This is a genomic window from Streptomyces sp. AB3(2024), assembly GCF_041862025.1.
GTDB lineage: Bacteria > Actinomycetota > Actinomycetes > Streptomycetales > Streptomycetaceae > Streptomyces.
In genome coordinates, this window is record NZ_JBGWAB010000183.1 from 1 (window position 1) to 12,119 (window position 12,119).

Below are 12,119 nucleotides of genomic sequence, written 5' to 3' on the forward strand. Positions count from 1 at the left end.
CGGCGCGCGACCGGGCCCGAGGGCCGGCCCGCCCGGCGCCGTGCCCCCGGGCGTGGCCCCCGGGACCGGAGGGGGCCTGGCGGCTAGGGTGGGGCCTTCCGCGACCCGACCCACCGGGGGCACGATGAAGATCCTCATCTCCGCCGACATGGAAGGCGCCACCGGCGTCACCTGGCCCGCCGACGTACTGCCCGGGACCGCCCAGTGGGAGCGCTGCCGGGCCATGTTCACCTCCGACGTGAACGCAGCCGTGCTCGGCCTCTACGACGGCGGCGCCGACCGGGTCCTCGTCAACGAGGCCCACTGGACCATGCGCAACCTGCTGCTGGAGCGGCTCGACGCCCGCGCCGAGATGCTCACCGGCCGCCACAAGTCCCTCTCCATGGTCGAGGGCGTGCAGCACGGCGACGTCGACGGCATCGCCTTCGTCGGCTACCACACGGGCGCCGGCGCCGAGGGAGTCCTCGCCCACACCTACCTCGCCAACTCCATCACCGGGGTCTGGCTCAACGGCCTGCGCGCCAGCGAGGGACTGCTCAACGCCCACGTCGTCGCCGAGTACGGGGTCCCCGTCATCCTGGTCACCGGCGACGACCTGACCTGCGCCGACGCCGCCGCCTACGCCCCCGACGCGCGCACCGTCGCCGTCAAGGACCACGTCTCGCGCTACGCCGCCGTCTGCCGCACCCCGGCCCGCACCGCCGCCGACATCCGGGCCGCCGCCGCCGAGGCGGTCGCGCTCGCCGTCCGGTACGAGCCGGTGCGCGGCGGCCCGTTCGCGGTGGAGGTGGAGTTCGACGCCGAACACCTGTCGATGGCCGCCACGGTCGTTCCCGGGGTCGAACGCTGCGCCGAACGCCGGATCGCCTACACCAGTGGGACCATGTACGAGGGGATCCGGACCTTCAAAGCCGTCACGACGGTCGTCTCCGCGGCCGTGGAGGAGCAGTATGGCTGACATGCGATGGGTGGACGGCGAAATCGGCGCGCTCGACGCGACGGCCTTCGAGGAGGTCGTCGGCTTCACCTCCGACCTGATCCGGATCGACACCGCGAACCGCGGCGGCGGCGACTGCCGCGAGCGGCCCGCCGCCGAGTACGTCGCCGAACGCCTCGCCGGCGCCGGACTGGAGCCGGCCCTGCTGGAACGCACCCCGGGCCGGACCAGCGTGGTGGCCCGCGTCGAGGGCACCGACCCCACCGCGCCCGCCCTCCTCGTCCACGGCCACCTCGACGTGGTCCCCGCCGAGGCCGCCGACTGGAGCGTGCACCCCTTCTCCGGGGAGGTCCGTGACGGCGTGGTCTGGGGCCGCGGGGCGGTCGACATGAAGAACATGGACGCGATGGTGCTGGCCGTCGTACGGGCCTGGGCGCGCCACGGCGTACGGCCGCGCCGGGACATCGTGATCGCCTACACCGCCGACGAGGAGGACAGCGCCGTCGACGGGTCGGGCTTCCTCGCCGACCACCACCCGCACCTCTTCGAGGGGTGTACGGAGGGCATCAGCGAGTCCGGGGCCTTCACCCTGCACACCGGGCCGGGCCGGTCCCTCTACCCCATCGCGGCCGGCGAACGCGGCACCGCCTGGCTGAAGCTCACCGCGCACGGCACCACCGGACACGGCTCCAAGCCCAACAAGGCCAACGCCGTCAGCCGGCTCGCCGCCGCCGTCGCCCGCATCGGCGAACACGAGTGGCCGGTCCGGCTCACCGACACGGTCGCCGCCTGCATCGCCGAACTCGCCTCCGTCCAGGGCCTGTCGGTGGATCCGCGCGCCCCCGGCTTCGACCTCGACGCCGTCCTCGGCAAGCTGGGACCGGCCGGCGCACTGGTGGAGGGCACGCTCCGCAACAGCGCCAACCCGACGATGCTGGAAGCCGGTTACAAACTCAACGTCGTCCCCGGACACGCCACCGCGTACGTCGACGGGCGCACGCTGCCCGGCGGCGAAGCCGAGTTCGCCGCCACCCTCGACGCTCTCACCGGGCCCCACGTCCACTGGGAGTTCCACCACCGCGAGGTCGCCCTCGAAGCCCCCGTGGACGGGCGGACCTTCGGCATCCTGCGCGAGGCCGTCGAACACTTCGACCCCGACGGGCACGTGGTCCCCTTCTGCATGGCCGGCGGCACCGACGCCAAACAGTTCTCCCGGCTCGGCATCACCGGCTACGGCTTCTCCCCGCTGAAGCTGCCGCCCGGCTTCGACTACTGGGCCCTCTTCCACGGCGTCGACGAACGGGTCCCGGTCGATGCCCTCCACTTCGGCGTCCGCGTCCTCGACTGCGCGCTGCGGACCCTGTGAGGGGCACCCGTTGATGGCTCCGCCCGCCTCCGACGGCCCCTACGGCAGCTGGCCCTCGCCGATCGACGCCGCCCTAGCCGCCGCCCACGACGGCCGCCCCGAGTACCTGGGAACCGTCGGCGACGAGGTGTGGTGGACCGAGCCCCGCCCCGGCGAGGGCGGCCGTCGGACCCTGGTGCGCCGGCCCGCCGACGGCCGCCCCGCCCGCTCGGTGCTGCCCGCGCCGTGGAACGTGCGCAGCCGCCTCACCGAGTACGGGGGCCTGCCCTGGGCGGGCGCCGGGCGCCCCTCGGGGGGCCCGCTCGTGGTGTTCGTCCACCACGGCGACCAGCGGCTGTACGCGTACGAGCCCGACGCGCCCGGCAGTGCGGACCCCCGCCCCCTCACCCCCCTCTCCCCGGTCGGCGGCGGCCTGCGCTGGGCCGACCCGGTGCTGCGGGGCGCCGAGGTCTGGTGCGTGCTGGAGGAGTTCACCGGCCCCGGGCCCACCGACGTGCGCCGGGTCACGGCCGCCGTCCCGCTCGACGGATCGGCCGCCGAGGACCGGGCCGCCGTACGGGAACTCACCGACGACCGCCACCGGTTCCGGACCGGCCCGAGGCTCTCCCCGGACGGCCGGCGGGCGGCCTGGCTGGTGTGGGACCACCCCCGGATGCCCTGGGACGGCACCGAACTCCAGCTCGCCGACATCACCCCCGACGGCACCCTCACCACCCCGCGCACCGTGCTCGGCGGCCCCGAGGAGGCCGTGGCCCAGGTGGCGTGGGCGGCCGACGGGGCCCTGCTCGCGGTGAGCGACCGCAGCGGCTGGTGGAACCCGTACCGGGTGGACCCGGAGGGCGGGGCGGCCGTCAACCTCTGCCCCCGCGAGGAGGAGTTCGGCGGCGCGCTGTGGAAGCCGGGACTGAGCTGGCTCGCCCCGCTGCCCGACCGGCTGATCGCCGTCCTGCACGGCCAGGGCGCCGCCGTCCTCGGCATCCTCGATCCGGAGAGCGGCCACCTGGTCGACGCGGCCGGCCCCTGGACCGCGTGGCAGCCCGCGCTGGCCGTCAGCGGCACCCGCGTCTACGGGGTCGCCGCGAGTCCCCGCAGCGGTTACGAGGTCGTGGAACTCGACACCGTGACCGGCCACACCCGGGTGGTCGGCGCCCCCGCCACCGACCCGGTCGACCCCGCCCACTACCCGGAACCGCAGACCAGGACCTTCCCCGGTCCCGGCGGCCGGGAGATCCACGCCCACGTCTACCCGCCGCACCACCCCGCCCGGCGGGCCCCCGCCGACGAACTGCCCCCGTACGTGGTGTGGGCGCACGGCGGCCCCACCGACCACGTGCCGCCCGTGCTCGACCTGCACATCGCCTACTTCACCTCGCGCGGCATCGGCGTCGTCGAGGTCAACTACGGCGGCTCCACCGGCTACGGCCGCGCCTACCGCGAGCGGCTGCGCGAGCAGTGGGGCGTCGTCGACGTCGAGGACTGCGCCGCCGTCGCCCGCGCCCTGGCCGCCGAGGGCACCGCCGACCCCGGCCGGCTCGCCATCCGCGGCGGCAGCGCGGGCGGCTGGACGGCGGCGGCCTCGCTCGCCGCCACCGGCCCGTACGCCTGCGCGGCGATCAGCTACCCCGTCCTGGACCTGCGGGGCTTCGCCGCCGAGACCCACGACCTGGAATCGCGCTACGTGGACGGTCTCGCCGGACCGCCGCGGACCCTGGCCGTGCGCTGCCGCGAGCGCTCCCCGGTGGCCCGCGCCGACCGGATCGCCGCGCCCTTCGTACTGCTCCAGGGCCTGGACGACCCGGTCTGCCCGCCCGCCCAGGCCGAACGGCTGCTGGCCGCGCTGCGCGGGCGCGGAGTGCCGCACGCGTACGTCGCCTTCGAGGGCGAGGGGCACGGCTTCCGGCGCGCGGAGACGATCGTGCGGGCGCTGGAGGCGGAGCTGTCCCTGTACGCGCAGGTCTTCGGGTTCGAGCGGGACGACGTCCCCCGTCTGGCCCTGCACGGCTGACCCCGCGCGCCGGATGCGGGCGATCATGGGGCCATGACCCGCCACGCACCGAACGACGGCGGCCGGGGCCGCGCACTGCTCACCCCCGGCCGCGTGGGCTTCCTCGTCCTGGTGGTCCTCACCCTGGTCCTCATCTTCCAGAACACCCAGTCGACGCAGATCCGGGTGCTGGTCCCGAAGGTCACGCTGCCGCTCTGGGTGGCCCTGCTGGCGGCGGCCCTGCTGGGCGCGGTCTGCGGGGCCTACCTGGCCCGCCGGCGCCGGAGGTAGCCCGGGCGGGGACCGCGGGCGTCGCCCGAGGGCCCGGCGGGGACACGGGCGCCGCCCGGCGGATCAGCCGGTGTGCAGCCAGACGCGCAGCGGGCCGATCGGGGTGAACCCGGCGCGCACGGCGGCTTCGAGGTACTCCCCCTGCTCGTACCCCACCACCGGCAGCCCCGGCCAGCGGGCCGCGACGGCCTCCAGGACGGCCGCCCAGGCCGCGTCGACCGCCGTGGACTGGACCGCCGGGTCGCAGTCCTCCCCGTCCGCCGTGAAGAGGTTGGACACGCCGACGACACCGCCCCCGGCGCTCGCGACGGCCCCCGCCACGATCCGCCCTGCGGAGCGGCCCGCGAGGAAGACGAGGTCCCGGGCGAGCAGGTCCGCGTGGAACAGCCCGGCGCCCGCCCCACCGTCCCAGGCCGCCTCCCAGGCGCCCAGCTCCGCGGCGGTCCGGACCCCGGACCACTCCGTGCCCGGGGCCGCGCGCCCGGCCGGCCCCGCCGGGCGGTGGATCCACCGGGCCTCGAACAGCACCTCGAAGCCGGCCGGGGCCAGGTCCAGCGAGGCGAAGCTGTCCTTGACCGAGCAGCCGGGGGAGCCGGTGTCGATCCCGTCCACCACGTCCGCCGCCGAGGCCTGCGGGGTGAGGGAGACCGCGTCGGGGTAGAGCGGCGGGGTGCGCCGCACGCTGCTCCACACGGAGCCGCGGAAGGCTCCGTCGCGGCAGACGGCCGCGACCCACTCGGCGTTGTTGCGGGCCGCCGCGAGCAACAGGGCCGCGGTGCCGCCGGTTTCGCAATTCCCGGGAGTGATGATCACATCGGGATGCTGCCACGTCCCGTAGCCTGGAGCGATGCCATTTCCTCCGTACCTCGTGACGGGCCCCCGGGTCGGCCTCGCCCCCTACCGCCCCGCCGACGGAACCGAGTTCACCGCCCGCGCCCGCGAGAGCCGCGAGCTGCACGAGCCCTGGCTGTTCCCGCCCACCACGGTGGAGGAGTACGAGCCCTACGCCGCCCGGCTGGCCGGGGGCGAGGGGCGGGCCGGGTTCCTCGTCCGCGAACGCGCCACCGGCGCCCTCGCGGGCTTCGTCAACATCAACAACATCGTCCTCGGCGCCTTCCGCTGCGGTGCCCTGGGCTACGGGGCCTTCGCGCACGCCGCCGGTCGCGGACTCCTGGGCGAGGCCCTCGACCTGGTCCTCGCCCACGCCTTCGCCCCGCAGGAGGGCGGCGGCCTCGGACTGCACCGCCTGGAGGCGAACGTCCAGCCGGGCAACGCCGCCTCCATCGCCCTCGTCCGGGGCCGCGGCTTCCGCCTGGAGGGGCTCTCCCCGGACTTCCTCCACGTGGCCGGAGCCTGGCGGGACCACGAACGCTGGGCCGTGACGGCGGACATGTGTGCGACCCCGCGGCCCGCCGGACCGGCCACGGGCTCCTTTGCGTAATCCTGACCGGTGGTGATGCGCGGAACCCCTGTGCACCGGCCGTGACGGCGTGTTCCATTCCCTCATGGCCACCACCGTCCGACGTGCCCTACTGACCCTCCCGGCAGCCCCGTTGGGACCCGACAACCCCCTCCCCGCCCTGCGCGCGCCCGACGGGGTGCACGAACTGGACGAGCGGTCGCGCCACGGGCTGCCGCGCGACATGGCCCGCCAGGTCGGCCACGAACCCCTGCGCTCGCTGCTTCCGGTACACGTCCGCGACGGCTACGGACGCGAGCGCGCGGAGCGGGAGTTCGAGGCGGTCGTCCTCGACAACGGCCGCCTGCGCGTCACGGTGCTGCCGGGGCTGGGCGGCCGGGTCCACTCCCTCGTCCACCTCCCCACCGGACGCGAACTCCTCTACCGCAACCCGGTGTTCCAGCCCGCCAACTTCGCCCTCAACGGCGCCTGGTTCTCCGGCGGCATCGAGTGGAACATCGGCGCCACCGGACACACCACCCTGTCCTGCGCCCCCCTGCACGCCGCGCTCGTCCCCGCCCCCGACGGCGGCGTGATGGTGCGGCTGTGGGAGTGGGAGCGGCTGCGCGACCTGCCCTTCCAGGTGGACCTGTGGCTGCCCGCCGACTCGGACTTCCTCCACGTCGGCGTCCGCGTGCGCAACCCGCACGAGCGGCCCGTCCCCGTGTACTGGTGGTCCAACACCGCCGTCCCGGAGGAGCCGGGCCGCCGCGTGCTCGCCCCCGCCGAGGAGGCCTGGCACTTCGGGTACGAGCGTTCGCTGCGCCGGATCCCCGTGCCGCGCTGGGAGGACGCCGACCGCACGTACCCGCTGAACAGCGCCCACCCGGCGGACTTCTTCTACGAGGTCCAGGACGCGGCCCGGCCCTGGATCGCCTCCCTTGACGCGGACGGGCACGGCCTGGCGCAGGCCTCCACCGGGCGGCTGCGCGGCCGCAAGCTGTTCGTGTGGGGCGCGGGCGCGGGCGGCCGGCGCTGGCAGGAATGGCTCACCGCACCGGGCACCGGCGGCTACGCCGAGATCCAGGCCGGGCTGGCCCGGACCCAGCTGGAACACGTACGGCTGGAGGCCGGGGCGGAGTTCGCCTGGATGGAGGCGTACGGCCCGCTCTCGGCGGAGCCCTCGGCGGTCCACGGCGCCGACTGGGCGCAGGCCCGCGGTGCGGCCTCGGCGGCCCTCGACGCCGCGCTGCCGGCCGAGGCGCTGGAGGCCGCCTACGGGGCGTGGCGCGGGCACGCGGACACCGAACCGGGGGAGCGGCTGGCCGAAGGCTCCGGCTGGGGCGCGCTGGAGGTGCTGTGCGGAGGCTTCAAGCTCCCCGGCACCCCCTTCCCGGAGTCCACCCTGGGGGAGGAACAACAGCCCTGGCTGGAGCTGTGGCGCAGCGGGGCCTTCCCCACCCCGCGCACGGTGGTGCCGCCGGGGCCGGCGCTGGTCGCGCCGCACTGGCGGGACATGCTGGAGACCGCCCCGGCCGACCCGCTGACCGAGTACCACCTGGGCGTGGCCCAGTGGCACGCGGGCGACACCGCCCAGGCCGTGCGCAGCTGGGAGCGCGGACTGGCGCCGGCACCCTCCCGCTGGCCGCTGCTGCGCGCCCTCGCGGTGGCCGACGCGCTGGCCGGCGACCGGGAACGGTCCGCCGACCGGTACGCGGAGGCCTTCGAGGACCTGGCGCGGGAGAGCCGGGGCGGCGAGCGCTGGGAGGCCGCCGAGTCCGCGCTGGGGCGGGAGGCGATGACCGCGCTGCTCGCCGCCGGACGCCTGGCGGCGGCCCGCGCGGTCTGGGACCGGCTGCGGCCCGTGCTGCGCGAGCAGGGACGCTTCCGGCTGCTCGCGGCCCGGCTGCTGGCGGCCGAGGGGCACGTGGGCGCCGCCCGCCGGGTCTTCGAGGACGGCTTCGAACTGCCCGACCTGCGGGAGGGGGAGGAGACCCTCTCCGAGATCTGGTCCACCCTCACGGACGCCCCGCTGCCCGCGGCCTACGACTTCCGCATGCGGCCCCCGGGGTAGTGCCCGGGGTCCCGACGGCCGCCGCCGGTCAGCGGCCGGCGGCGGCGAACGGGTCGATGGCGCCCCGCCAGGTCCGGCGGTACCCCTCGCGCAGGGGCCCGCCGGTCAGGCCGAGGACCTCCGACGCCGCTTCGGCCAGCGGGGCCGGATCCCCGGTCCCGGCCACGCGCAGGTGCCCGTCGAGGAGGGCCGCCCCGAGCCGCGGGTCCGCCCCGAGCAGGCGCCTCGGCAGCCACTTCCCGCTGCCGGTCCAGGCGCGGCGGTGGTCGAGGAGCAGGTCGGCCGCGGCGTTGAACACGAGTCCGGCCACCGCCAGTCGCTCCCCCGGGTCGGCCGCGTCGGCGAGGTCGTCCAGGGCGTCGGTCAGCCCGTACCGCTTGGTCCCGGCCGTCTCCGGGTCCAGCGCGGGAGGCCCCGCGCGCAGGTCCGCCTCGGCGAGGGCACGGGCCCGCCCGGCCGCGCCGTCCGTGTCGACGAGCACGAAGCCGGTGGCGTACATGCTCTGCAGGACCGCCCGGCGGTCGGCGACGTCCGCCGCGAAGAGCTCCGCGAGACCGGTGGGGGTGTGGACGAAGAGCTCCACGACCCGGCCCTCGAAGCGGAGCGTCTCGCGGTAGGTCTCGCCCCCCTCCCCGACCAGTACGGCGATGTCGAGGTCGCTGAGCGCGGTGGCCCGTCCCGACGCCGTGGATCCGGCGAGGACGACGGCCGCCGCGTCGGGGAAACGGTCGCGGGTGAGGCGTCGTGCCTGGTCGACGGGGTCGGTGATGGTGGTGGTCACGCCGCTCAGGGTTACACGGCCCGCGGGCCCGGATCAACGGCGTTGCGCGCCGCGGCGACCGGCCCCGCTGCGGCGGCTCCCGGCCCGGCACCCGTCAGACCCGGCACAGCAGTTCGCCGTTCAGGACGGAGAACCAGGCGTCGGGGTGGGCGCCCCAGGCGTGCCAGGCCTCGGCGATGGAGCCCAGGCCGGAGGCCGTCGCGTGGCCGCCCCGGACCGCGATGTCCGCGTACGCGGAGGCCGTCGTACGGTCCGCCCACAGCGCAGACCACCAGGCGGTCTCCTCCGGCGTCGCGTAGCACCAGGCCGTGGCCGAGCAGGTCACGTCTGTGAACCCGGCCTCCCGCGCCCAGGCGCGCAGCCGGCGGCCGGCGTCCGGTTCCCCGCCGTTGGCGCGGGCGACCCGGCGGTACAGGGCCTGCCATTCGTCCAGGACCGGGGAGGCCGGGTACCAGGTCATCGCCGCGTAGTCGGCGTCCCGCACGGCCACGATCCCGCCGGGGCGGCAGACCCGCCGCATCTCGCGCAGGGCCCGTACCGGATCGCCGACGTGCTGCAGCACCTGGTGGGCGTGGACCACGTCGAAGGAGTCGTCGGGGAAGTCCAGAGCGTGGACGTCCGCGACGGCGAAGTCGACGGCCCCGGCCGGCGCGTGTTCGCGCACGTGGGCCTCCGCCTGCTCCAGGACGTCGGCCGCCGCGTCGACCGCCGTGACCCGGCCGCCCGGGGCCACCAGCCGTGCCAGGTCCGCCGTGATGGTGCCCGGTCCGCAGCCCACGTCCAGCAGGCGCATGCCCGGACGCAGTTCGGGGATCAGGTAGGCCGCCGAGTTGGCCGCGGTGCGCCAGCGGTGGGAGCGCAGGACCGACTCGTGGTGGCCGTGCGTGTAAACGGCGCTCTCGTGCGGCTCGTGAGTTTCGTGGGTCCCGTGCGTGTCGTTCATGGCTGCACCCCTCTTCGTCGAAGCGTGATGATCACGGTAGCGGCTCGACCGGAATCCGAGATGGCCGTTTTGACATGTGGACACGATCCTTGATTTCCAAGGGGATTGAGCAGGTCGGTGGCAGGGAAAGGCAGGGGCGAGGACAGTGGGCCCCAGGGGGACCCGACCGCGGAGGACGGTGAGACCGATGCCGGAGACGCTGCTCGAACAGCACGCCGCGGCGCTGCGGCTGTTCGGCGAGCGCGTACGGGAGGTCGCGGACGCCCAGTGGGACGCGCCGACCCCCTGCACCGAATGGAGCGTGCGGGACCTGGTCAACCACGTCACGGGCGAACAGCGCTGGATCCCGCCCCTGCTCACCGAGGGCCGCACGGTCGCGGAGGTCGGCGACGGGCTCGCCGGGGACCTGCTCGGCGCGGACCCGGTGGCCTCCTGGGACCGGGCGGCGGCCGGAGCGCTCGCCGCCTTCGCCGCGCCCGGTGCGCTGGAGCGGACCGTCGCGCTCTCGTACGGGCCCACGCGCGGGTCCGCGTACTGCTCGGAGCTGACCACCGACTGCGTCGTGCACACCTGGGACCTCGCGCGGGCGATCGGTGCGGACGACCGGCTGCCGGACGGGCTGGTGGAGTTCGCCATCAAGGAGGTCATGCCCTACGTGGACAGCCTCGCGGCGAGCGGCATGTTCGCCGCGCCGCTGGACGTGCCCGCTGGGGCGGACGCGCAGACCCGGCTGCTGGCCATGACCGGGAGGCGCGGCTGACGGCGCGCGGCCGGCGGGCACAGTGGGACGAATAATCGTATAAAGGTCAGAGTTGATCGTTCAGCGGCGACGGCAGCGGTGGCGGTGGCAGCGGCGGGAGGCGGACACGTGGTGGGGATGGCGGACGGGCCGGCCGGGGTGTCCGGGGACTGGCGCTCGGCCGCGCGGGGACGCGGTCCGGTCCGCTACGGCCCTCCGGCGCCGCAGCCCGGCCTGCCCGTCCTGCCGGAGCTGACCGCCGTGCTCGCGGACGCGGCCGGCCGGGCCGCCCCCGAACCCCCGGGCGGCGGCGAGGCCGTCCACGAGGCGGCCTGCCGGTACTGGGCCCGGCGCGGGCTCGCCACCGCCCCCGAGAACGTGGCCGCCGGGCCCGGCGCCCCCGCCCTGCTGCTGGCCCTGCTCGGCGCGTACGGCGGCGACGTCATGCTGCCCCGGCCGTGTCCCGCCTGGTGGACGCCGCAGGTCCGGCTGCTGGGACGCCGGGCCTACCACGTGCCCACCCCGGCGGAGTGCGGCGGCATCCCCGACCCCTACGCGCTGCTGGAGACCGTCCGGCGGGTCCGGGCCGAGGGCGGCGACCCGCGCGTCCTGCTGCTGTCGGTGGCCGACGACCCCACCGCGACGGTGCCGCCGCCCGAGATGGTGCGGGAGGCCTGCGAGGCGGCGGAGTCGGCCGGGCTGTTCGTGGTCAGCGACGAGAGCTGGCGCGACACCGTGCACCGTCCGTACGACACCCTGGTGCTGAGCCCCGCCGAGATGCTCCCCGAACAGGCCGCCGTCCTGGTGGACCTGGCCGGATCGCTGCTGCCGGCCGGCTGGCCCGCCGCCGTGCTCCGATTCCCCGGCACCCCGCGGGGCACCTGGCTCAGGGCCCGCACCCTCGACGTCCTCACGGCCACCGGGGCCCTGGTCGCCGGGCCGGTCGCGGGGGCCGCCGCGCACGCCCTCGACGAACCCGACGCCGTCGCCGGGCGGGCGTACGCGGCCGCCGCGATGCACGGCGCGGTCGCCGCCGCCGCGCACCGGGAACTGCTGGCCGTAGGGGCGCTCGCCCGGCCCCCGCAGGCCGGGCGGCACCTGTACGTGGACCTGAACCCGCTGCGCGCCGGGCTGGCCCGGCACGGTGTCGGCGACGCGATGGAGCTGGAGGACTGGCTCGGCGCCCGGCTGGGCGCGCCGACACCCGGCGGGCAGCGGTTCGCGGACGACCTGGGCGCGCTGCGCGTGCGGCTGTCGACGGGACCGCTGCTGGGGGCCACCCCGGAGGAACGGCTCGCCACGCTCGGCGCCCGCGATCCGCTGGGGCTGCCGCACGTCCGGGGTGCGCTGGACCGGCTCGGGTCGGTGCTCGCCGGGCTGGCCGACTGACCTTCCCCCGCTCGAACCGGTCGCGCTGAACGGAGCCCCCCCGATGAGGGACCGGACGGACGCCCCCCCGCCGCCCCCCCCCCCCCCCCCGCCCCCCCCCCCCGCGCCCCCCCCCCCCCCCCCCCCCCCGGGCCCCAACCGCCTTCCCCGACCCACCGGTTGGGGCCCCAACCCAAAACAACACCAGATCAACGACCACGGAACGGACATCACCAA

The 12,119-nt window shown here is 76.2% G+C and carries 11 protein-coding genes; 8 read left to right on the plus strand and 3 right to left on the minus strand.

Annotation, left to right across the window (positions count from 1 at the left end):
* Positions 1-124 precede the first annotated feature (124 nt).
* From ACEPPI_RS37485 to ACEPPI_RS37500, 4 genes are read left to right on the plus strand one after another with little or no spacing between them, the layout of a single operon-like run.
* Positions 125-958 (plus strand): M55 family metallopeptidase, encoded by an 834-nt coding sequence (locus ACEPPI_RS37485; protein WP_356218255.1) that lies wholly within the window; start codon positions 125-127, stop codon positions 956-958.
* 1 nt (position 959) lies between these two features.
* Positions 960-2,303, plus strand: coding sequence for a M20/M25/M40 family metallo-hydrolase (locus ACEPPI_RS37490; RefSeq protein ID WP_373919750.1), 1,344 nt, complete (start codon positions 960-962; stop codon positions 2,301-2,303).
* Positions 2,304-2,316: 13 nt separating this feature from the next.
* Positions 2,317-4,308 (plus strand): prolyl oligopeptidase family serine peptidase, encoded by a 1,992-nt coding sequence (locus tag ACEPPI_RS37495; RefSeq protein ID WP_373919742.1) that lies wholly within the window; start codon positions 2,317-2,319, stop codon positions 4,306-4,308.
* A 33-nt stretch (positions 4,309-4,341) separates the two neighbouring features.
* Complete coding sequence (locus tag ACEPPI_RS37500; RefSeq protein ID WP_373919743.1) at positions 4,342-4,578, plus strand: lipopolysaccharide assembly protein LapA domain-containing protein; 237 nt, start codon at positions 4,342-4,344, stop codon at positions 4,576-4,578.
* Positions 4,579-4,641: 63 nt separating this feature from the next.
* Here ACEPPI_RS37500 and ACEPPI_RS37505 read toward each other — a convergent pair whose 3' ends face one another.
* Positions 4,642-5,391 (minus strand): hypothetical protein, encoded by a 750-nt coding sequence (locus tag ACEPPI_RS37505; RefSeq protein WP_373919744.1) that lies wholly within the window; start codon positions 5,389-5,391, stop codon positions 4,642-4,644.
* 34 nt (positions 5,392-5,425) lie between these two features.
* Here ACEPPI_RS37505 and ACEPPI_RS37510 point away from each other — a divergent pair, with 34 nt between their 5' ends.
* On the plus strand, positions 5,426-6,019 hold the full coding sequence (locus ACEPPI_RS37510) for a GNAT family N-acetyltransferase (protein WP_373919745.1): 594 nt from the start codon (positions 5,426-5,428) through the stop codon (positions 6,017-6,019).
* Between the two features lie 64 nt (positions 6,020-6,083).
* Positions 6,084-8,051: a DUF5107 domain-containing protein gene (locus tag ACEPPI_RS37515; RefSeq protein ID WP_373919746.1), complete on the plus strand. Its 1,968-nt coding sequence runs from the start codon at positions 6,084-6,086 to the stop codon at positions 8,049-8,051.
* Positions 8,052-8,079: 28 nt separating this feature from the next.
* Here ACEPPI_RS37515 and ACEPPI_RS37520 read toward each other — a convergent pair whose 3' ends face one another.
* Complete coding sequence (locus tag ACEPPI_RS37520; RefSeq protein WP_373919747.1) at positions 8,080-8,832, minus strand: nucleotidyltransferase domain-containing protein; 753 nt, start codon at positions 8,830-8,832, stop codon at positions 8,080-8,082.
* A gap of 94 nt (positions 8,833-8,926) precedes the next feature.
* On the minus strand, positions 8,927-9,775 hold the full coding sequence (locus tag ACEPPI_RS37525; protein WP_373919748.1) for a methyltransferase domain-containing protein: 849 nt from the start codon (positions 9,773-9,775) through the stop codon (positions 8,927-8,929).
* Positions 9,776-9,962: 187 nt separating this feature from the next.
* Here ACEPPI_RS37525 and ACEPPI_RS37530 point away from each other — a divergent pair, with 187 nt between their 5' ends.
* Positions 9,963-10,535 (plus strand): TIGR03086 family metal-binding protein, encoded by a 573-nt coding sequence (locus ACEPPI_RS37530; protein ID WP_373919749.1) that lies wholly within the window; start codon positions 9,963-9,965, stop codon positions 10,533-10,535.
* Positions 10,536-10,652: 117 nt separating this feature from the next.
* Complete coding sequence (locus tag ACEPPI_RS37535) at positions 10,653-11,903, plus strand: aminotransferase class I/II-fold pyridoxal phosphate-dependent enzyme (protein ID WP_373919751.1); 1,251 nt, start codon at positions 10,653-10,655, stop codon at positions 11,901-11,903.
* Positions 11,904-12,119 lie beyond the last annotated feature (216 nt).